General features: G+C 59.4%; 22 protein-coding genes. 11 read left to right on the top strand and 11 right to left on the bottom strand.

The features are described 5' to 3' along the window. Window positions 1–98: 98 nt before the first annotated feature. The 4 genes from AACY18_RS04680 to AACY18_RS04695 are packed head-to-tail and all read right to left on the bottom strand — an operon-like array spanning window position 99 to window position 1814. Window positions 99–302 carry an SEC-C metal-binding domain-containing protein gene (locus tag AACY18_RS04680; protein WP_003198420.1) on the bottom strand — a complete coding sequence of 68 codons (204 nt, stop codon included), beginning with the start codon at window positions 300–302 and terminating at the stop codon, window positions 99–101. Then, entirely contained in the window at window positions 299–793 is a 495-nt protein-coding gene (locus AACY18_RS04685; RefSeq protein WP_339464413.1) for an LEA type 2 family protein, read from the bottom strand. Before AACY18_RS04685 ends, AACY18_RS04680 begins: the two co-directional genes overlap by 4 nt. Window positions 794–835: 42 nt before the next feature. Then, a complete protein-coding gene (locus tag AACY18_RS04690; RefSeq protein WP_339464414.1) occupies window positions 836–1312 on the bottom strand; it encodes a YchJ family protein in 477 nt (158 codons plus the stop codon). A 4-nt stretch (window positions 1313–1316) separates the two neighbouring features. After that, a complete protein-coding gene (locus AACY18_RS04695) occupies window positions 1317–1814 on the bottom strand; it encodes a DUF6231 family protein (protein ID WP_339430628.1) in 498 nt (165 codons plus the stop codon). Between the two features lie 199 nt (window positions 1815–2013). Between AACY18_RS04695 and AACY18_RS04700 the strand changes: the two genes are divergently transcribed. The 4 genes from AACY18_RS04700 to AACY18_RS04715 all read left to right on the top strand — a co-directional run bounded on the left by AACY18_RS04700 (window position 2014) and on the right by AACY18_RS04715 (window position 4717). Continuing rightward, entirely contained in the window at window positions 2014–2709 is a 696-nt protein-coding gene (locus AACY18_RS04700; protein ID WP_221731448.1) for an OmpA family protein, read from the top strand. 89 nt (window positions 2710–2798) lie between these two features. Further along, a complete protein-coding gene (locus tag AACY18_RS04705) occupies window positions 2799–3521 on the top strand; it encodes an OmpA family protein (protein WP_339430629.1) in 723 nt (240 codons plus the stop codon). 163 nt (window positions 3522–3684) lie between these two features. After that, window positions 3685–3966, top strand: a complete 282-nt coding sequence (locus tag AACY18_RS04710) for a DUF1145 domain-containing protein (protein ID WP_339430630.1) — start codon at window positions 3685–3687, stop codon at window positions 3964–3966. Next, the gene (locus AACY18_RS04715) at window positions 3959–4717 is read left to right on the top strand and encodes a collagen-like protein (RefSeq protein ID WP_339430631.1); all 759 of its coding nucleotides are present in this window, start codon (window positions 3959–3961) and stop codon (window positions 4715–4717) included. Before AACY18_RS04710 ends, AACY18_RS04715 begins: the two co-directional genes overlap by 8 nt. A 76-nt stretch (window positions 4718–4793) precedes the next feature. Here the strand turns inward: AACY18_RS04715 and AACY18_RS04720 are convergent, their stop codons facing one another. Further along, window positions 4794–5258, bottom strand: a complete 465-nt coding sequence (locus tag AACY18_RS04720) for a CopD family protein (protein ID WP_339464416.1) — start codon at window positions 5256–5258, stop codon at window positions 4794–4796. A gap of 100 nt (window positions 5259–5358) precedes the next feature. On the opposite strand from AACY18_RS04720, the gene dinG reads away from it, so the two are divergent. The 5 genes from dinG to pdxH all read left to right on the top strand — a co-directional run bounded on the left by dinG (window position 5359) and on the right by pdxH (window position 13295). Further along, on the top strand, window positions 5359–7503 hold the full coding sequence (gene dinG / locus AACY18_RS04725; RefSeq protein WP_339464417.1) for an ATP-dependent DNA helicase DinG: 2145 nt from the start codon (window positions 5359–5361) through the stop codon (window positions 7501–7503). 95 nt (window positions 7504–7598) lie between these two features. Further along, a complete protein-coding gene (locus AACY18_RS04730) occupies window positions 7599–10076 on the top strand; it encodes a beta-agarase (protein WP_339464418.1) in 2478 nt (825 codons plus the stop codon). Window positions 10077–10278: 202 nt separating this feature from the next. Beyond that, the gene (locus AACY18_RS04735; protein ID WP_221731441.1) at window positions 10279–11424 is read left to right on the top strand and encodes a serine hydrolase domain-containing protein; all 1146 of its coding nucleotides are present in this window, start codon (window positions 10279–10281) and stop codon (window positions 11422–11424) included. Window positions 11425–11537: 113 nt separating this feature from the next. After that, a complete protein-coding gene (locus AACY18_RS04740) occupies window positions 11538–12623 on the top strand; it encodes an OmpA family protein (RefSeq protein ID WP_339464419.1) in 1086 nt (361 codons plus the stop codon). A gap of 24 nt (window positions 12624–12647) precedes the next feature. Continuing rightward, window positions 12648–13295 (top strand): pyridoxamine 5'-phosphate oxidase, encoded by a 648-nt coding sequence (gene pdxH / locus AACY18_RS04745; protein ID WP_339430635.1) that lies wholly within the window; start codon window positions 12648–12650, stop codon window positions 13293–13295. 5 nt (window positions 13296–13300) lie between these two features. On the opposite strand, the gene AACY18_RS04750 is transcribed toward pdxH, so the two are convergent. Then, a complete protein-coding gene (locus AACY18_RS04750; RefSeq protein WP_339430636.1) occupies window positions 13301–13537 on the bottom strand; it encodes a hypothetical protein in 237 nt (78 codons plus the stop codon). A 166-nt stretch (window positions 13538–13703) separates the two neighbouring features. Here AACY18_RS04750 and AACY18_RS04755 point away from each other — a divergent pair, with 166 nt between their 5' ends. After that, on the top strand, window positions 13704–14168 hold the full coding sequence (locus AACY18_RS04755; RefSeq protein ID WP_024776354.1) for an outer membrane lipoprotein: 465 nt from the start codon (window positions 13704–13706) through the stop codon (window positions 14166–14168). Between the two features lie 78 nt (window positions 14169–14246). Here the strand turns inward: AACY18_RS04755 and AACY18_RS04760 are convergent, their stop codons facing one another. From AACY18_RS04760 to nhaA, 5 genes are all read right to left on the bottom strand, one after another. Beyond that, the gene (locus AACY18_RS04760; RefSeq protein WP_339430637.1) at window positions 14247–14498 is read right to left on the bottom strand and encodes a pyocin S6 family toxin immunity protein; all 252 of its coding nucleotides are present in this window, start codon (window positions 14496–14498) and stop codon (window positions 14247–14249) included. 10 nt (window positions 14499–14508) lie between these two features. Further along, entirely contained in the window at window positions 14509–15702 is a 1194-nt protein-coding gene (locus AACY18_RS04765) for an S-type pyocin domain-containing protein (protein ID WP_339430638.1), read from the bottom strand. 438 nt (window positions 15703–16140) lie between these two features. Then, complete coding sequence (locus AACY18_RS04770; protein ID WP_339464420.1) at window positions 16141–16476, bottom strand: hypothetical protein; 336 nt, start codon at window positions 16474–16476, stop codon at window positions 16141–16143. A 77-nt stretch (window positions 16477–16553) separates the two neighbouring features. Then, window positions 16554–16823, bottom strand: a complete 270-nt coding sequence (locus AACY18_RS04775) for a hypothetical protein (RefSeq protein ID WP_339464421.1) — start codon at window positions 16821–16823, stop codon at window positions 16554–16556. A gap of 105 nt (window positions 16824–16928) precedes the next feature. Then, window positions 16929–18131 carry a Na+/H+ antiporter NhaA gene (nhaA, locus tag AACY18_RS04780; protein ID WP_339430641.1) on the bottom strand — a complete coding sequence of 401 codons (1203 nt, stop codon included), beginning with the start codon at window positions 18129–18131 and terminating at the stop codon, window positions 16929–16931. Window positions 18132–18383: 252 nt separating this feature from the next. Between nhaA and AACY18_RS04785 the strand changes: the two genes are divergently transcribed. Then, window positions 18384–19478 carry a PLP-dependent cysteine synthase family protein gene (locus AACY18_RS04785; RefSeq protein ID WP_339430642.1) on the top strand — a complete coding sequence of 365 codons (1095 nt, stop codon included), beginning with the start codon at window positions 18384–18386 and terminating at the stop codon, window positions 19476–19478. The last annotated feature ends 37 nt before the right edge of the window (window positions 19479–19515 follow it).

Here is a 19515-nt window from a genome sequence, read left to right on the forward strand (position 1 = left end):
CGATGCAAACAAAAATGGCGACTGACGTTGATTAACCTGTAGGCGTGAGCCTGCTCGCGATGGCGACTTTCAGGCAAAGAAGATCTGCGCCCGAGGCATCAGGCGCCGTGGCACTTCTTGAATTTCTTACCGTTGCCGCATGGGCAAGGGTCGTTGCGGCCGACGTCTTTCAGGGCGTTGCGCACCGGTTCCTGGTGGGCGTGGCCGCAGTTCGGGCCGTGGACATGGCCATGGTCGTGATCGTGGTGATGGTCATGATCGTGGTTGCAGTCAGGGCCATGGACATGAGGTTGCTGAGTCATCGGTGTTGCTCCGGAATTAAATCGGCGGGGATTATCACGCCATTGCGCTCAAGGTGCACGTAGTGGGCGATGAATAAACCGGTTTCCATGTCGCCCTGCAGTCGGTAAGGAATCTGCTGGTTCGGCCTTTTCAGCATTTTCACCACCTCTTTGACCTGAGGCCACAGGTTGGTGCGAATCGGCACTTTGTAGAAAGCGCTGTGTTTGGCCCCGACAGTGATCCAGCGTTCATACGCACCCTCGGTCAGCAGCATGTCAGCCAAATGGATGCGGTATTCCAGGCCGCGCACGGTCAAGTCACTGCTGTTGGGGTTGTCGATGCGAAAGTGCAGGATGAATTTCTGCTCAAGTAACCTGGCGCGCACCACTTCGACTTTGACCAGATGCACGGCGGGGTCGACGCTGACATCACTGAACCACGAGGCGCAACCGCCCAGGTTCAGGATCAGCATCAGAGATAAAGCCTGAAATGTGCGCCGTTGACTGAGCATCGCGTAAAACTCCCTTTCGCCTCAGTCTAGTCGCCGGCGGATTTACGCGCCGAAATACCCCGCGCAGCACTTTTTAAACTTCTGCCCGCTGGCGCATGGGCAACTGTCATTACGGCCCAGCTTCAATTGCACAGTCGGGTCGATGAAGTACCAGCGCCCGGCGTTCTGTACAAACGAGGAGCGCTCGCGGTGACTGTGTTCGCCCTGGCTGTCATGCCAGCGTGCGGTGAAGGTGACGAAGGCATGTTCCGGCTGGCCGCCGAAGACTTCCGAGTTTTCGACGTCGAGGCCCAGCCAGGTGCTTTGTGCGCTCCAGGCGCTGATCGACTGACGATCAAGGCCCGATTGCTGGGCGGGCAGGGTGGTCGCCACCAGATAGTCGATCAGCCCCAGCACATAGGCGCTGTAACGCGAGCGCATCAAGGCTTCGGCGCTCGGCGCCGGGAGGCCGGCGTGATAGTGACCGCAGCAGGCATCCAGCAGATTGCCGCTGCCGCAAGGGCAAATAGCTGTACTCATTGCATTACCACCAGTATTTCCCGAAGTTTTCCGGATTGGCCCAGAACCGTGAATTCAGCCAGTCGGGGACTTGTTTGTAGTCAAGCAGGTCGTAGGTGAACAGGGTCAACACTTGATCGTCACGCTGAAAGCGCTCACTGGCTTGCAGTGCCAGTGAGTAAAAATCAGTCTCCTGCCAGCCACTGGCCGACAGATCCGCCATTACCGCGATGCGGCTGGCGTTGAGGTTGCGAATCCCGCCCAGAAGATTCAGGCCGTCACGCTTGGGCAAATGTTCCAGGCAATCGACCACCAGTGCCAGGTCGAAGCGCTGTGCCGCCAGTTCGGCAGGCAAGGTGCCGGGTTCGGCGTGGGCGACGCAGCAGTCCGGGTGCGCTTGTTTGAAAGCGGCCAGCGCCGGAAACTCGCTGGCGCCGATCAGCAGCAAGCGCTCCGGAGCGTAGCGATCCAGCAAAGCGGCCAACGCCTGTTGCGGCGTGCGGGAAGAAATGGCGACGTTCATCGAGGCTCCTCAATCAGACCGCCAAGACTAGCCTGCCTGACGGCGGCGGCAAAGCGTGGTGTGCCGCCGGTTTGCGGCCAATGCGCCAAAGTCCTGTGAACTCGGTCGCAAACAGCCATGGCCTATTGCTGGCGGAGATTAAAACTCCGGTCTTTACTCCCTGAATCGGTTCTAAGCCGATCCCTCAGGAGAAAACCAGATGAGCATAGTTCGGACAGCGTTACCCTTGATTCTGTTAACCAGTGTGTTGACTGGTTGTGCAGGTTTGCAGAAAACCGACTGGCCGACCTGTGCGGCGGTCGGTGGCGTCGTCGGTGCCGGTCTTGGTGCCACCGAGAGTTCCTCGTGGGCAGGTGGTGGTGCACTGATCGTCGGAGGCATGGCGGCGGCCTATTGCTGGGTTCATGGTGATGGCGATGAGGACGGCGATGGTGTGCCGGACAGTCGCGACAAGTGCCCGGGCACGCCTAAAGGCGTACAGGTCGATGCTGACGGCTGCCCTCCACCTGCACCGATGCCTATGGTCGAAGAAGCTGTAGTGGTCAAGGAAGAAACCATCGTCATTCGCGATGTCCACTTCCAGTTCGACAAAGCCACGCTCACGGGCTCTGATAAACAAGTGCTCGACAAGGTCGCCACACGTCTGAAGCAGGAATCCTCTACAGCGCAACTGACTGTGACCGGTCACACCGACAGCGTGGGCAGCGATGCCTACAACCAGAAGTTGTCTGACCGTCGTGCGCACTCGGTGGTGGAATACCTCATCCAGCAAGGTGTGCCGCGTGCCAGCTTCGTTTCGGTGTCCGGTATGGGTGAGATGCAACCTGTCGCCGACAACAAAACCGCTGATGGCCGCGCGCAAAACCGCCGTACCGAAATCAAAATCGTCCGCTAGACCTCTCGCATCCTCGGCTTGTGCAGTCGCGGATGCGGGTCTTTACTCCTGTGTAACCGGTATGGGCCGGTGACACAGGAGCTTTCAAAATGACTGTTTTCTCAAGGTCCGTCTTGCCGGTACTGCTGCTGGGCAGCTTGCTTACCGGTTGCGCTACTCACAGCGATGGCACTGCCCCCCTCAATCAACGTACCTGGCCGATCTGCAGCCTTATTGGCGGGCTGGTCGGTGGCGGTCTAGGCGCCATCGAAAGTGGTGGCTGGGCCGGTGGCGGCGCAGCGCTGGGGATCCTGACCGGCGGATTGATCTGTTATGCCCAGGATGGCGATGAAGACGGCGATGGCGTGTTCGATCGCCGCGACCGTTGCCCTGATACACCGGCCAATACGCCGGTCGATCACCGGGGTTGCCCACTGCCGCAATATCCGGTGACTGAAAAAGTACCGGAGCCTGCGCCTCAGACTGAAGTCATCACCCTGAGCGATGCCGGCGATGTACTGTTCGATTTCGACAAGTCCGACCTGACCCCGGCGGCCAAATCCCAGCTTGATACGCTGATGGATAAACTGCGCAATGCTGATGTGGTGAGCATCAAGGTGATCGGTCATACCGACAGCAAAGGTTCGGATGCCTACAACCAGGCATTGTCGGAACGACGCGCCAGCAGTGTGGCGGCGTACTTGCTGAGTCAGGGCCTGGCCCCGAACAAACTCACCAGTGAGGGGCGCGGCGAGAGCGAGCCGGTGGCCGATAACGCCACCGACGAGGGCCGCGCGAAAAACCGTCGAGTGGAGTTGCACATCAATCGTTAGGATGGCGCTGAAGTGCGCCAGCTAGAGCTGTCGGGCGACGATCTTCGTCGACCCGGCAGCGATTTGGCGGCCAAGCGAGTTTTTTTCATTTAACCCTCTGGCTTATCCCCCGTAGAAGCCGTTACTGTGCGTGCAAAGAATAATTCGCAATACAGGGGAGCGTATGAAAGTGTTTTGGGGGCTGGGGCGGTTATTGACCCTGCTGTTCTGCTGCGTGGTGCTGGTCGATCAGCTCATGCCGTTCATACATCCGTTGCACCTGCTGGTCAATCTGGCCGGCAGTCTGCTGTTGCTGATCCATGTGCTTGAAGTGCTGCTGTGCAACCGCAGCCTCAAAGGGCGCCCGCACCCTTGGCGTGACCGTGGCCGCATCCTGCTGTTCGGCATCTTCCACCTGCAAACCATCCCGGCCCCGGCCGCTCCGGAGGCTTCTTCCCATGCGTAAACTCTGCCTGCTCGCTGCATTCATCAGCCCTTTGGCCTGTGCCCAAGTGGTCAGCGTCGAAGCCAACTCCCTGATGCGTCTGCCCAACACTGCCAACACCTTGCAGTTGGACAAGCTGGAAGTGGCCGATTACGGCACGTTGCTGATTCCACCGAATGTGACTGAGCTCAGCGTGGGTGAATTGCGCCTCGGTCATGATGCGCGTATCGCTATCGTCCCGGGTGAACAGGCTTTGGACATGAAAGTCGTTCGAGCCGAACTGAGTGATGGCAGCCAGATTACTGCGCGCGGTGCGCCGGGAACTTACGAAAAAGCTGCGCGTGCGGGGCGCAATCTGAATCTGCAATTCAAGGCACTGGATGCGCCGCAACTGGTGGTCGACGCTCGTGGCGGCCGCGGGACGCCAGGTTTTGTCGGTCTTGACGGTGGCAACGGTGAAGATCCGGGCTGCACCTGGGGTCAGGCCGGACACGGTGCCGACGGTAGCGATGGCAGCGACGGTCAGCCGGGCGCACCGGGTGGGTTGGTGCGTCTGCAAGTGCCGCGTGAATTCCCGGCCGAACAGATCAAGATCAACGTTGCAGGCGGTGCCGGTGGGCCAGCGGGCGTTGGCGGCAAGGCCGGTAAGGGTGGCAAGTCCAAGGGCTGTCTGGTGTATCGCGCCGATGGCGGCAAGAGTGGCAAGGCCGGGGCGGATGGCCAGGCTGGGCCGGTTGGGGCCGCTGGCTCGGTGACTGTTCAGCGCCTCTAAAGATCAACGCCAGTGTTGTGGCGAGGGGGCAAGCAGCCTCGCCACAACAGTGTCCAGCGCAAATGATGGGTACCGATCAAAACATCGGTCGTGCCGCCGCAACGGCCACCAGCACCAGCCCGACCAGCAGATTAATCCCCACCACCCGGCGAATTCGCCCCAGCACCGCCGCACCTGCCGGCCAGTCCTTGGCCTCAACCGCTTTGCGCAACTCTGGCAGCATCAAGCCCTGAATCCGGATGAACAGCGCCGTCATCACCACATACAACCCGATCATCACCTGCACATATTTCGGCGCGGTCTCAAACCCGACCTGCTGAAGATGCAACATGCCCACGCCGCTGACCGGCAACACGATCACGGCAACCCAGACCCAGCGAAAAAAACCTTGAAACACTTCCACCCACAGCGTCAGCCGATTTGGCCCGTCCAGAGCCTTCACTGCCGCAGGACGCAAGATCATCCAGGCGAAAAACATACCGCCGACCCACACCAGAGCGGACAGGACATGCAGCGGATAAACGAGGCTAAAAGGTGTCATTGGGGCACTCCGTTCTGCGCGGGATTAATTAGCGGGGTATGATAGCCGCCATCTGAAACCACTGAAAATTTATCCAGCGTTTTTTTGCGCCCGACAATCCATGATCAGCACTGAACTCAAAACCACGATCCAGGGCGCCTACTCGCGTTTTCTTGAAGCCAAGAGCCTCAAGCCGCGTTACGGCCAGCGCCTGATGATCGCTGAAATCGCCAAGGTTCTCGGGGATATCGACACCGACGACGAAGGCCGGCGCAGTGGCGACCCCGCGATTGTTGCGGTGGAAGCCGGCACCGGTACCGGCAAAACCGTGGCCTACAGCCTGGCAGCGATCCCTACGGCCAAACTGGCCGGCAAGCGTCTGGTGATCGCCACGGCGACCGTGGCCCTGCAAGAGCAGATCGTCTACAAGGATTTGCCCGACCTGATGCGCAACAGCGGGCTGACCTTCAGCTTCGCGCTGGCCAAGGGGCGTGGCCGCTACATGTGCCTGTCCAAGCTCGACATGCTGTTGCAGGAAGGCCACGCACAGACGGCCACTGCCCAGCTTTTCGAAGAAGAAGGCTTCAAGATCGAGGTCGATGAGGCCAGTCAGAAGCTGTTCACCAGCATGATCGAGAAACTCGCCGGCAATAAATGGGACGGCGACCGCGACAGTTGGCCCAATGCCCTTGAAGACGCCGATTGGGCGCGCCTGACCACCGATCACAGCCAGTGCACCAACCGGCATTGCCCGAACTTCGGCCAGTGCGCCTTTTACAAGGCCCGCGAAGGCATGGGCAAGGTCGATGTGATTGTCACCAACCACGATATGGTGCTGGCCGACCTGGCATTGGGCGGCGGCGCTGTTTTGCCTGATCCGCGCGACACCATTTACGTGTTCGACGAAGGCCATCATCTGCCCGACAAGGCGATCGGCCATTTCGCTCACTACACACGTCTGCGCTCTACCGCCGACTGGCTGGAAACCACCGCCAAGAACCTCACCAAACTGCTGGCTCAGCATCCATTGCCGGGCGATCTCGGCAAGTTGATCGAACAGGTGCCGGAGCTGGCGCGGGAGATCAAGGCCCAGCAGCAGTTCATGTTCAGCGCCTGTGAGCAGATTGCCGATTTCAAACCCGGTGAAGATGTCGAGGGCCGTGAGCGCCCGCGTCATCGTTTCGTCGGCGGGGTGATTCCCGAGCACATGCGCGAAATGGGCATCGAGCTGAAAAAGGGCTATTCGCGTCTCAATGATCTGTTCACCCGCCTGACCGATCTGCTCAAGGAAGGCATGGATGGCGAGGTCAACATAGGCATCGCCAGCAATCAGGCCGAAGAGTGGTATCCGCTGTTCGGCAGCCTGTTGTCCCGTGCCTCGGGCAATTGGGAACTGTGGACGGCGTTCACCGCCGAAGATCCGGAAGACAGCCCGCCAATGGCGCGTTGGCTGACACTGGCTGAAAGCGGTTCGCTGTTCGATATCGAGGTCAACGCCAGCCCGATCCTGGCGGCGGAAACCTTGCGCCGCAGCCTGTGGAACGTGGCGTATGGTTGCCTGGTGACCTCCGCAACCCTGACCGCGCTTGGCACTTTCGATCGCTTCCGCATGCGCGCGGGCCTGCCGAAAAAATCCATCACCGCCGTGGTGCCGAGCCCGTTCCATCACGCCGACGCTGGCGTGCTGCGGGTGCCGGATCTGAAAGCCGACCCACGCGACGCCGCGGCCCATACCGCCGCAATCATCCGTGATTTGCCTGACCTGGTCGAAGGTTCGCGCGGTACGCTGGTGCTGTTCTCCTCGCGCAAACAGATGCAGGACGTGTTCGACGGCCTCGACCGCGACTGGCGCAAGCAAGTGTTCATTCAAGGCAACCTGTCGAAACAGGAAACCCTGAACAAGCACAAAGCGCGGGTCGATGGCGGTGACTCCAGCGTGTTGTTCGGTCTGGCCAGTTTTGCGGAAGGTGTCGATTTACCCGGGGCTTACTGCGAACACGTCGTGATCGCCAAGATCCCGTTCTCGGTGCCGGACGATCCTGTGGAAGCGGCATTGTCCGAGTGGATCGAGGCCCGGGGCGGCAATCCGTTCATGGAAATCTCCGTGCCCGACGCTTCGTTGAAGCTGGTTCAGGCTTGCGGCCGTCTGCTGCGCACCGAAGAAGATCGCGGCACCATCACGTTGCTGGATCGGCGACTGGTGACCCAGCGTTACGGCAAGGCGATCCTCAATGCGTTGCCGCCTTTCCGTCGTGAAATATCCTGAGACATCGGTGGGCCGTTTTGCCCGCCGCGTTGTCTATCTCTCTGCCATCGCGTTTCCATTGGCCTTTGTTGGTCGCTAGGGAGAACTCCGTTCTTATGATCCGCCGTTCGTTGCCTGCCGTGTTTGCCTTGCTCTTTGCTGCCCCGTTGCTGGCGGCGCCTGCTGGTCAACAGACCCTGTTCAATTTTGTCCGTCCCGCTGACGTGGTGAAAGTCGCGACCGAAAACGCTGACCTGCCGCAAGCCAATGCCGAACAAACGGCTGAAGGTGAAGTGCTGCGTCGTGTGACGTTCAACCCGGTGGCCCGCCCGACCTTGCGTCTGACGCCACAAACCGGCGCTTGGGACTGGTCACAATCGGGCATGATGACCCTGCGTTTGCAGAGTGCAATGAACTGGGCCGTGACGGTTTATGTGCAGATCCAGAGCAACAACGGGCAGACGCTGACCAGCCGCGTCGATTTGCCGGCCGGCCCTGCACAAACCCTGTTGGTGCCGCTGGTCGCCACTTCACCGCTCAGCCAGGGCATGAAAGCCGGGCCGCCGATGCCGATGCTGGTCGAGGGTCAGCGAATATTGCTGGCCAGCAGCAGCGGCGAGATTGATCGCAGCCAAGTGGTGTCGGTGAGCCTGTCGATGGATCAGCCAAAAGTTGCCCAGAGCCTGTTGCTCGAGCGTTTCGGCGTGGAGCACGGCGATGCGGTCATGCGAGCGGTGTATAGCAATCTGGTCGACGCTTACGGGCAGTCGACCCGCAGCAAATGGCCGGAAAAGGTCAGTAATGATGAACAGCTCAAAGCCGCCGCCGGTAAAGAACAGCAACAGCTGAAAACCTGGCTGGCCCAGCGCGAAAAATCATCGCTGGACACGTTCGGCGGCTGGAACAAAGGCCCGGCGTTCAAGGCCAGCGGCTTCTTTCGCACTGAAAAGCGTGACGGCCGCTGGTATCTGGTGACGCCTGAGGGGCATCCGTTCTACTCCCTTGGCGTCAACACCGTCAGCCCGGAGGTCAACCAGACTTACGTTGCCGGTCGCGAGAACATGTTTGAAGCCTTGCCCAAACCTGACGAACCGTTGGCCGGGCATTTTGGCGAGGACGACCACCGTGGTGGCAATGGCGCCGATCAGGGCCGAGGTCATGCCAGCGGGCGTTGGTACGATTTTTACGGTGCCAACCTGCAGCGCCTGTATGGCGAACCGTGCAAGCCGGCCAGCGCCACCAAGGCTGGGGTCGCCGAGGCGGCCAAGGCGGGTGCGGCTGAGCAAAGCGCAGCAAACGCTGCAGAACCGCTCGCTACGTCTGAACAGCCCAAGGCTGGCGTTGCTGAAGCGGCCAAATCGTCATCATCCAATCCGCCCGCTGCTGTGCCTTGCACCGCTTCGGTCGATGAACAGAAGTGGGTGAGCCACACCCTTGATCGCCTGCAAGCCTGGGGTTTCAACACCGTCGGCAACTGGAGCGCGCCGTCGCTTGGAAACGCCGCTCGCGTGCCTTACACCTTGCCGCTGTCTATCGTCGGCGATTACACCAGCATCAGCACCGGCAGTGACTGGTGGGGCGGTATGCCGGATCCGTTCGATCCGCGCTTTGCCATGGCCACCGAGCGCGCCGTGGCCATCGCTGCCCGCGATCACCGCGACGATCCATGGCTGATCGGCTACTACGCCGACAACGAGTTGGCGTGGGCCGGCCCTGGCGAGGATCTGAAATCCCGCTATGCGCTGGCTTACGGCACCTTGAAAATGACCACTGACGTGCCGGCCAAACGTGCGTTCCTCAAGCAGTTGCGCGACAAATACCGCAATCAGGCCGGGCTATCGAAGGCGTGGGGCATTGATCTGCCCGCGTGGGAATTGATGGAAGACCCGGGCTTCGAGCCGCCGTTGCCGAGCGCGGAACACCCGGAAATCGAGGCCGACTTCAAATACTTCCAGAAAGTGTTCGCCGACACCTATTTCAAGACCATTTCCGACTCGCTGAAATGGCACGCGCCGAACCAGTTGCTGCTCGGCGGCCGCTTCGCTATCAGCACCCCAGAGGCCGTGGCGTCCTGCGCGCAGTTTTGCGACGTGCTGAGCTTCAACATGTACACCCTCAAGCCGCAGGACGGTTATGACTTCGCCGCCCTGGGCGCCCTGGACAAACCGGTGCTGATCACCGAATTCAACTTTGGCTCCACCGATCGCGGCCCGTTCTGGGGCGGTGTGACGCAATTGGCCAAGGAAGAAGACCGCGGTCCGGCGTACGCCAACTTCCTCAAACAGGCGTTGAGCGAACCTTCGATTGTGGGTGTGCACTGGTTCCAGTATCTGGATCAACCGGTGACCGGGCGCTTGCTCGATGGCGAGAACGGCCACTTTGGCTTGGTAGGCGTGACAGATCTGCCCTATCAGGATTTCGTCGAGACGGTGCGCAAGAGTAATTTGCAGGCGATTGATCAGTTGGGCAAAGAGGCTGGGAAAGCCGCGGCCGCGGCGGGTCATGAGGCTGAAGGTGGGCGAAAGGCTGAAGCCGGCAAAGGGCCAGGGCGGGGCGTAGGCCATGCGGGTGGGCATTCCGGCAACGGTCACTAGTCTTTACGTGCGCGTTAGCGCTCTTCGCGAGCAAGCCCGCTCCCACAGGTTGTTCGTAAACTTTGTGGGAGCGGGCTCGCTCGCAAAGGCCTCGATTGTTGCACCACAGCATCAACCGTCCAGCCCATAGCTGTTCCCAAATCCCTCAAGGGCTGGAACAATGCGGGCCACTTTGTAGAGCGTTTTCGCGGGGGAGTTGCGGGTGCAGATTCAGGGACATTACGAGCTTCAATTCGAAGCGGTGCGCGAAGCTTTCGCCGCACTGTTCGACGATCCCCAGGAACGCGGCGCAGCGTTGTGCATTCAGGTCGGCGGAGAAACTGTTCTCGATCTCTGGTCCGGTACCGCCGATAAGGACGGCGCTGAGGCCTGGCACAGCGATACCATCGCCAACCTGTTCTCCTGCACCAAAACCTTCACCGCTGTCACGGCACTGCAACTGGTCGCCGAAGGCAAGTTGCAGCTCGATGTTCCGGTGGCCCGCTATTGGCCGCAGTTCGCCGCCGCCGGCAAAGAATCCGTCACCCTGCGCCACTTGCTCTGCCATCAGGCCGGTCTGCCGGCCCTGCGCGAACTGTTGGCGCCCGAAGCCCTTTACGACTGGCAAACCATGGTCGACGCCCTGGCGGCCGAAGCGCCGTGGTGGACGCCGGGCACCGGTCACGGGTACGCCGCGATCACATACGGCTGGCTGATCGGCGAATTGCTGCGTCGTGCTGATGGTCGCGGCCCTGGCGAATCGATCGTCGCCCGTGTCGCCAAGCCATTGGGCCTGGATTTCCACGTCGGCCTGGCCGATGAAGAATTCCACCGCGTGGCGCACATCGCTCGGGGCAAGGGCAATGCCGGCGATGCGGCCGCGCAACGTCTGCTGCAAGTGACCCTGCGCGAACCCACCGCCATGACCACCCGCGCCTTCACCAATCCGCCGTCGGTGCTCACCAGCACCAATAAGCCGCAATGGCGACGCATGCAGCAACCGGCGGCCAACGGCCACGGCAATGCGCGCAGTCTCGCCGGTTTCTACGCCGGACTGCTCGACGGCAGCCTGCTCGAAAGCGACATGCTCGAAGAGCTGACCCGTGAGCACAGTCTCGGCGAAGACAAGACCCTGCTGACCCGGACCCGTTTCGGCCTCGGCTGCATGCTCGATCAACCGGACGTGCCCAATGCCACCTACGGCCTCGGCCCAAGGGCGTTCGGTCATCCGGGGGCGGGCGGCTCCATCGGTTTTGCTGACCCTGAGCATGATGTCGCGTTCGGTTTTGTGACAAATACCCTTGGGCCATACGTCTTGATGGATCCGCGCGCGCAGAAGCTCGCGCGGGTGCTTGCCACTTGTCTATAAAGCATCAAAGGAGGTTCCAGGGCTGGAACCTCGACACGATTTTCGATTCAAAGCGACTGTTTATCCGGGCGATAGTGCTCTGATTTTTCATTACTTCATTTTGTGGATTTTCAATGTCATCTAAAAAGACGCTCGCCCTGGCCTTGTGTGTTGCGATCACCGGTTGCGCACAGACCCCGAAAAACGATGCGGACGGCAGCAGTTGGTGGCCGTTCGGATCTTCCGACAAGGTGGCGGCCAAAGAGCCGGCCCCGGCCCCGTTGAAGCCTGCCGCCACTGCCCCGGTTGCCAAAGCCGAGAGTAGCAACCCTTGGTACTGGCCGTTCGGTTCCGATGATTCGGCTACCAAAACTGAAGCAAAAAACGAAGCCAAACCGGCCGCCGTGGCCAAGGCCGACGCTGAGGCGGGCGGTAAATGGTGGTGGCCGTTCGGCGGCAAGGATCAGAACACGGCCAAAATCGTGCCGATGCCTGACCCGAAAATCACTCAGGCCTGGCTCGACGATTATGAGCCGCGCCTGCGCGAAGCGGTCAAGGACAGCAATCTGCAACTCGAGCGTCGCGACAACGTGCTGGTCGTAACGGCGCCGGTCGAAGGCTCGTTCAACCCGGATCGTCCCGCCATGCTGCTGCCGGTCACCCTAGGCCCGTTCACCCGCGTTGCGAAAATCCTCGAAGCCGATCCGAAAACCGCCGTGCTGGTTCTGGGGCACAGCGACTCCAGTGGCGCCGCGCCCGCCAACGTCAAATTGAGTCAGGAACGTGCCCAGGCCATTGCGGCGATTTTCCGTCTCAGTGGCTTGCAACGTGATCGCCTGATGCTGCGCGGTATGGGTTCCGAAGCGCCGCGTGCGGCCAATGACAGTGCAGAGGGGCGTGCCCTGAACCGTCGTGTGGAACTGCTGGTCACTCCGCAGAACACCATGGTTGCGCTGTTGAGCAAGTACAACATGCCGGCGCCGAGGCCAGTGACCCTGGTCGCTAAGCAGGACGTCAAGCCAGCGGCCAAACCGGTGGCCCCGGCACCCGCGGCGAAGAAAGCTGCCGCACCGGCGACTAAAAAAGCGCCGGTCAGGAAAGCTGCTGCCAAGGCGCCGGCGAAGAAAGCACCGGCCAAGGCTCCAGCCAAGAAAGCCGCTCCAGCCAAAGCCGCTGCAACAGACAAGAAAGTCGCAGCGACCGATACCACCAAAAAGTGATTCGCTAACGAAAAGGAATGCGCCATGACCCAGGCTCTGGCAGATATGCGTCGTGATTACACTCGGGATGGTTTGACCGAGGCTCAAGCCCCGCGGGAGCCGTTTGCGCTGTTTCACCAGTGGTTCGCTGACGCGGTGAAAACCGAGCAGGCGCCGGTGGAAGCCAACGCCATGACCCTGGCCACGGTTGATGCGCACGGGCGTCCGCATTGCCGCATTCTGCTGCTCAAGGGCTTGGATGAGCAGGGTTTCACCTTCTTCACCAACTACGACAGTGCCAAGGGCCAGCATCTGGCGGCCAATCCGTTTGCCGCCATGACCTTCTTCTGGCCGTCCCTTGAGCGCCAGGTGCGTATCGAAGGGCGGGTGGTGAAGGTCACGCCTGAGGAATCCGATGCGTATTATCAGGTGCGCCCGCTGGGCAGCCGTCTCGGTGCCTGGGCGTCGCCGCAGAGCCGGGTGATCAACGGGCGTGGCGAGCTGGAGGATCTACTCAAGGCTACCGAGCAGCGCTTCAGTGACACTCAGCCTGACTGCCCGGAACATTGGGGCGGTTACCGCCTGCTGCCCGAGCGCATCGAATTCTGGCAGGGCCGTCCGAGCCGTCTGCACGATCGCCTCAACTACCGCTTGCAGGGCGCCGACTGGATTGTTGAACGTCTGGCACCTTAAGCAGTCTACCGAGCGGGATAGCCTGCCGCAGCGGCCTCAAGCCATTGCGGCAGATCCCGACGCTTGATCTTCTGCGTCTGTGCCTGTTTCAATTTTTCGAGCATGAAGGCGCGTTTGCCTTCATCCTTGCCGGCCAGCGACAATGCCAGATCGCGGTCCATCCAGCGTTTGATCCGCACGTAAAGCCACCAATGGAAGTACAGACCGGCAACGCTAGTGACGACAATGATCAAGTAATCCATGAAAATCCTTGGGTCGGCGGCGCAAGAAATGGAATTTGGCGCTAATGTTGGTGAGTTCGCAGGGCGCCTGTACCGGGCCTGAATGAAAGCAATTTTATCCGGGTTGCGCCGTGACAGGCGTCAAGCTGCGGAGTTTAATGAATACCTGTCCTTTGGAGTTGATGCTATGCGTAAGTCTGTTCTGCTGGTTGCTTCCTTTTCCACGATGGCGATGTTGCTTACCGGCTGCCAATCGAGCCTGACCGGTGACTCCTACTCCCGTGACGAAGCACGTCGCGTGCAGACGATTCGCATGGGCACCATCGAGTCCCTGCGACCGGTGAAAATCGAAGGCACCAAGACCCCGATCGGCGGCGCAGCAGGCGCAGTGGTTGGCGGTGTCGGCGGCAGCGCCATTGGTGGCGGTCGCGGCAGCATCGTCGCAGCGGTCATCGGCGCGGTGGCGGGTGGTCTGATCGGTTCGGCGACCGAGGAAGGCCTGACGCGTACCCAAGGTGTGGAAATCACCGTGCGTGAGGATGACGGCAGCATGCGTGCCTATGTGCAGCAGGTTCAGGAGAATGAAGTGTTCCGTGTTGGCGAGCGCGTGCGCATCTCCACCGTTGGCGGGACCAGCCGCGTTTCGCACTAAGCGCGAGCGAGCGGTAAAAGAAAACCCCGATCAGGTGACTGGTCGGGGTTTTTGTTTTTTGCTTACAACCCGGGTAAGTCAGTAATCGGCACATGTGCCCAAAAAAAACTCCAAACCGTTCGGAAGGCTAACTTTGAGAAGAGTTTCCAGCGCAGCTACCTGATCTGTGCTCAATAACAACTCCCCGGGTTCCAGTTCACTTAGGGGTTTGGACTCAATGAGCTGTGCGACTTTTTCATTCATCTCGCTACCGGTGATATCTAACTCGAATTGCAGAGAGTCGTCTTGAGCGTCATCGGGGTAAAAGCCGGTTATAGAAAGGTAGCGCATGTCTCAATCCTTAGTTTCTAGAGGTTCTTCTGTCCGGCACTGCAGGCCCGGTTTGCTCACCCGTCAGGTGATTGAACTCGCCCAAATGAGTAGTTCCCAATTTGTCGTATTTTTCGACCGCGTTACTTTTGTAATCCCATTCATAAATTCGACCTTTGCGGTCTACCCAGCGTGCTCGCCGCTTCCCGCCACCTTTCACCGATGATTTCGACTTTACTCTAACTGCATCAGGGAAGGCGGGTAGCGTCTTAGGGTGGTCGTAGTAAGCATGGTCGCGCGCCCTGCTTAGAACGATGTACACAGGCCGAATTCCAGAATCCGCCGGAAACACCAGAATGAAATCCCGATACTCCGGCGGATAAACCGGATTCACCAGAATCCCGTCTGCTGCTTTCGTTGGCGGATAAACCCAGATGTGCGGCGCCTGCGGAGCGGCCTCCAGTGCAGGAATGCCAAGAATGTCCGCACCATCCACGGCCGGTGTCCAGATCAGTTCGACGCCTTCACCCAAGTCAGCAATGAACTGACTGCCACGCGCAGTGAACTGCACGACATCCACCATTTCCCAATCACGGTTCTTGCCGGTGTAGAAGCCGTAACCCTTGAGGCTGCCGTCGGCCTGTTGCTCTACCCGCAAACGAACGCGGGTGCGGGCCTGCTTCAGGGCGCGCAGTTGATCATCGGTGTAGAGGGCGCTGTCGCCCAGGCTTGAGGGCATGAACAGCGCGACCAGTCCAACCAACGTGGCGGCAGCAGTGCTGGCGGCAACGGCAGGCAATGCTTCGAATGCAGATCCGGCCAGAGCGAAGTTGCCAAATCCTGTCGGGATGGCCGTCGCACTGATGTTCTTCAACGCGACGGCACCGTTGATATCGGCTTCGCGGGCACCGAGCAGGATCAGTTCGCCGTAGTCTTTCAAACTATCGGTCGGCACCATCCCCGAAGGATTGGAGTAATCAATGATCGCGTCTGGCAACTTGCAAGATTTGGCAAAGACGCATCCGGCGCGCAGGGGGTCAGGTTTTGTCGCAGCGATTTCACGGCTGCGCTCGAAGGCCTCCTGGCGCGCCAGCATGGCGTCGTAAGCGTTTTGTCTGGCATCGCGCGCAGCCAGTTCACTGGCCGTCATATAGCGGTAGGTGACGTAATGCCCGTCGCCTTGTGGTGGGTTGGGAACCCGGGGAATGTCCTTGTTGCGAGCCACTGATCGTCCTTTCGTTCATCCATCGACCGTCCCTGGGGAGGGGCTGGGCGACGTTAACGAAGCAGGCATTTTGTGGCTGTAGGACGCGTCTCTACAAGCGTGGGATTGTTCGACTACAACAATTTATCGAGTACGAACTCTTTGAATCAGGGGGGGCTGGATAGCTGACTTGATTTCAATCAGTTCTCCATCAGTGATTTCTGCTATTTGTGTCAGCCTTTCGCTGCCTTCATCCGAGTTATCGAAAATGTAGGCTCTGTTGGATGTAAGGATAGCTTCAGACAAAAGCTCCAGAGATCTCCAGTAACGGGCCTTTATTTTTTCAGGAGGAACGCTATGTCCACCTTGCGATACGCGGTAGGCAACCCTGGCTATATTGATTTCAGGATCAGCTGTAGCGACGTAATAAACGTAGACTCTGTAGCCAGAGTCATGAGCCTAGGCGAGCAGGTTAACTTTGGCTGAGGAGGACATGACCGTTTCAAACGTAAAGCTGATGCGTTCTTTGATCAGCGACCGGCGTATGAAATCGGAAAGGGCTGAAGCGACGTAGGAGTCGATTTCAGTATTTGCGAAGCTGAGTCTTTCACCTTCAATCGCAAGTGAGTCCAGCTTTGCCAATGAACGTGGGGATTTCTTTGAAAGCGCATGTTCACGGAAAAATTCAAAAATCCCTGCTTTATGAGATTCGATTCGATATGAGGTGAAGTCAACGTATCCCGTATCGTTAATCGCCCGTTCGATATCATCAGGATTGATGTAGTTTCCAAGCAAATGGGCAGGAACAAGTCGATTGAAGGTGCTTTTTCCCTATCCATTAGGTCCCGCAAATATCCGTATTCTTGGTGTGCTCAAGAAGTAACCTGTTTTGAAGATTTATTGATGTGCAGGCGAGTACCGCTTTTCAGGTTTCCATAAGTGCCGATCGAGCGCAAAGCAACGGAGGTCTTCTCCGTCACCTCGAACAGTTGGCCAGCTTTAGCAACAAGAACGGCTGCGCTGTTGGCAAGTGCCATCCTATAGGCGTTATTGAATGCCTTCAGGGCGATATCTGGAATCCGGGATTCCTGCACGGCAATCTGATCATCCGTCATTGGGCGTTTTTCTGCTTTACGTGACATGGATGGCTCCGAGAAATACCGTGCTCGAGAGGCGGCTGAGGTTAACGAAAGACATAGCACACTTGCGCGGCTCATTGCTAAGCCTTGCGCGAAGCGTGCTGATACTCATGACGCAGCTGGTTTCTCAGATTGTAGGGTGCTTTGGCGGCTCGCCGCCGCCGTCACCGCATACCCGATCAATGCCGCCAGAATCGAGCCGGTCAAAATGCCCATCCGGTCCATCCCGGCGTAATCGCTGAGACCTGGCTCAAAGGCCAGCGAGCCAACGAACAGGCTCATGGTGAAGCCGATGCCGCAGAGAATCGCCACCCCCAGCACCTGACCCCAATTCGCACCTTGGGGCAGGGTGGCGATGCCGATCTTGACTGCCAGCCAGGTCAGGCCAAACACGCCAACGGTCTTGCCCAGCAGCAGGCCCACAGCGATACCCATCGGGACGTGGTGGGTGAAGCTTTCGACGGTCACGCCACTCAGCGAAAGGCCGGCGTTGGCGAAGGCGAACAGCGGCAGGATGCCGTAGGCCACCCACGGGTGCAGCGCGTGTTCGAGGGTCAACAGCGGCGAAGGCTCGGCGTTTTTTGTCCGTAGCGGAATGCAGAAGGCCAACGTCACACCGGCCAGCGTTGCGTGGACGCCGCTCTTGAGTACGCAAACCCAAAGGATCAGGCCGATGATCATGTACGGCCCGAGCTTGACCACCCCTAGGCGGTTCATCGCCACCAATGCTGCGATGCACGCTGCCGCCAGACCCAGTGACAGGGTCGAGAGTTCGCCGGAGTAGAAGATCGCAATGATCACGATGGCACCGAGGTCATCGATGATTGCCAGGGTCATCAGGAACAGTTTCAGCGACACCGGCACACGCTTGCCGAGCAGAGCCAGCACGCCGAGGGCGAAGGCGATATCGGTGGCGGTTGGAATCGCCCAACCGTCGAGGGCCGGCGGGTTGTCACGGTTAAGGAACCAGTAGATCAGCGCTGGCACGACCATGCCGCCGATCGCCGCGGCACCGGGCAGGACAATCTGCGAGGGTTTCGACAACTGGCCGTCAAGCACTTCGCGCTTCACTTCCAGACCGATCAGCAGGAAGAACATTGCCATCAGACCGTCGTTGATCCACAGCAGCATGGGTTTGGCGATTTTCAACGCACCGATCTGCGCCACCACCGGAGTGTCGAGCAGCCCGGTATACAGCCACGACAGTGGCGAGTTGTTGATAATCAGAGCCAGAATGGCCGCGGCGATCAATAACAGACCGCTGGCAGCTTCCAACTGAAAGAAACGCGTGAAAGTGCTACGCAGAGGCAAGGTCGCTCTCCATCGAATAGTCAAAAGGTGGAACACCCTAACCCGGACTGTTGGTTGTTAAAACAAAACTCATATTCTTTTTTTGTTATATGTCGTTACAGAGTGGTTTGCCGTTGGCCCTGCTGAGCCTAGCAGTTACTCGACATATTGAAACTCAGCTGTACCTGTGCGTGATGCAGGTTTTTTCCTAAGCTGACGACTGAGCCTTTTGACGAGGCTGATTTCCTGCCAGATTCAACGAGAACCCTCACCATGAGCGACAACCGACAGTGGGCCCGCGAAGCCATCCGAATCATTGAAGCGGACTTCCAGCGCAGCGCCGACACCCACCTGATTCCCTTGCCGCTGCCGGGGTTTGCGGGCATTGAGTTGTACTTCAAGGATGAATCCAGCCATCCCACCGGCAGCCTCAAGCATCGGCTGGCGCGTTCACTGTTTCTCTACGCGTTGTGTAATGGCTGGCTCAAGCCCGGCGCTCCGGTGATCGAGGCATCCAGTGGGTCGACGGCGATCTCCGAGGCGTATTTCGCACGGATGCTGGGTTTGCCGTTTATTGCGGTGATGCCGGCGACCACCTCCAAGGAAAAGATTGCCCAGATCGCTTTCTATGGCGGCCAGAGCCACCTGGTGAACGATCCGACGCAGATTTACGCTGAATCCGAACGTTTGGCCCGTGAGCACGGTGGCCACTTCATCGATCAGTTCACCTATGCCGAGCGCGCCACCGACTGGCGAGCGAACAACAACATCGCCGAGTCGATTTTTCAGCAAATGCGCTACGAGCGGCACCCCGAACCGAGTTGGCTGATCTCCAGCCCCGGCACTGGCGGCACCACAGCAACCCTTGGCCGCTACGTGCGCTATCGCCAGCACTGCACCCGCGTGTTGTGCGCCGACGCCGAACGCTCGGTATTCTTCGATTACTACAAGAGCGGCGATGCGAGTCTGCGTCTGGATTGTGGTTCGCGGATTGAAGGCATTGGCCGGCCTCGGGTGGAAGCGTCGTTCTTGCCCAAGGTGATCGATGCGATGGTCAAAGTGCCGGACGCCTTGTCGCTGGCGGCCATGCATTATATGGCGCAACGTCTGGGCCGGCATGTCGGTGGGTCAAGCGGCACCAACCTGATCGGTGCGCTGATGGCGGCGCAGCAGATGAAAGCAGCGGGTGAGTCGGGGTCGATCGTGGCGATTCTGTGCGACGGCGGCGAGCGCTATGCCGACACTTATTACGATCAGGACTGGCTCAAGGCGCAGGGTTATGAGTTGGAGGGGTTGATTGCCGCGGTGGCGGCGACAGCCGAGCGCGGTGAGGCGCTGCCAGCTTCAGTGTTGCGCGCCAATATCTGAATAAAACGCAGCAACCAATGTGGGAGCGGGCTTGCTC

It is taken from the genome of Pseudomonas sp. EA_65y_Pfl2_P74, assembly GCF_963970575.1.
Lineage (GTDB): Bacteria > Pseudomonadota > Gammaproteobacteria > Pseudomonadales > Pseudomonadaceae > Aquipseudomonas > Aquipseudomonas baetica_A.

What these genes read in the sequence shown, in the direction of transcription:
- AACY18_RS04775 (WP_339464421.1), bottom strand. Translation starts at nt 16,823, where the DNA reads ATGTCACGTAAAGCAGAAAAACGCCCAATGACGGATGATCAGATTGCC.
- AACY18_RS04785 (WP_339430642.1), top strand. Translation starts at nt 18,384, where the DNA reads ATGAGCGACAACCGACAGTGGGCCCGCGAAGCCATCCGAATCATTGAA.
- AACY18_RS04680 (WP_003198420.1), bottom strand. Translation starts at nt 302, where the DNA reads ATGACTCAGCAACCTCATGTCCATGGCCCTGACTGCAACCACGATCAT.
- AACY18_RS04695 (WP_339430628.1), bottom strand. Translation starts at nt 1,814, where the DNA reads ATGAACGTCGCCATTTCTTCCCGCACGCCGCAACAGGCGTTGGCCGCT.
- pdxH (WP_339430635.1), top strand. Translation starts at nt 12,648, where the DNA reads ATGACCCAGGCTCTGGCAGATATGCGTCGTGATTACACTCGGGATGGT.
- AACY18_RS04730 (WP_339464418.1), top strand. Translation starts at nt 7,599, where the DNA reads ATGATCCGCCGTTCGTTGCCTGCCGTGTTTGCCTTGCTCTTTGCTGCC.
- AACY18_RS04685 (WP_339464413.1), bottom strand. Translation starts at nt 793, where the DNA reads ATGCTCAGTCAACGGCGCACATTTCAGGCTTTATCTCTGATGCTGATC.
- AACY18_RS04755 (WP_024776354.1), top strand. Translation starts at nt 13,704, where the DNA reads ATGCGTAAGTCTGTTCTGCTGGTTGCTTCCTTTTCCACGATGGCGATG.
- AACY18_RS04720 (WP_339464416.1), bottom strand. Translation starts at nt 5,258, where the DNA reads ATGACACCTTTTAGCCTCGTTTATCCGCTGCATGTCCTGTCCGCTCTG.
- AACY18_RS04715 (WP_339430631.1), top strand. Translation starts at nt 3,959, where the DNA reads ATGCGTAAACTCTGCCTGCTCGCTGCATTCATCAGCCCTTTGGCCTGT.
- AACY18_RS04750 (WP_339430636.1), bottom strand. Translation starts at nt 13,537, where the DNA reads ATGGATTACTTGATCATTGTCGTCACTAGCGTTGCCGGTCTGTACTTC.
- AACY18_RS04700 (WP_221731448.1), top strand. Translation starts at nt 2,014, where the DNA reads ATGAGCATAGTTCGGACAGCGTTACCCTTGATTCTGTTAACCAGTGTG.
- AACY18_RS04710 (WP_339430630.1), top strand. Translation starts at nt 3,685, where the DNA reads ATGAAAGTGTTTTGGGGGCTGGGGCGGTTATTGACCCTGCTGTTCTGC.
- AACY18_RS04705 (WP_339430629.1), top strand. Translation starts at nt 2,799, where the DNA reads ATGACTGTTTTCTCAAGGTCCGTCTTGCCGGTACTGCTGCTGGGCAGC.
- dinG (WP_339464417.1), top strand. Translation starts at nt 5,359, where the DNA reads ATGATCAGCACTGAACTCAAAACCACGATCCAGGGCGCCTACTCGCGT.
- AACY18_RS04760 (WP_339430637.1), bottom strand. Translation starts at nt 14,498, where the DNA reads ATGCGCTACCTTTCTATAACCGGCTTTTACCCCGATGACGCTCAAGAC.
- AACY18_RS04740 (WP_339464419.1), top strand. Translation starts at nt 11,538, where the DNA reads ATGTCATCTAAAAAGACGCTCGCCCTGGCCTTGTGTGTTGCGATCACC.
- AACY18_RS04690 (WP_339464414.1), bottom strand. Translation starts at nt 1,312, where the DNA reads ATGAGTACAGCTATTTGCCCTTGCGGCAGCGGCAATCTGCTGGATGCC.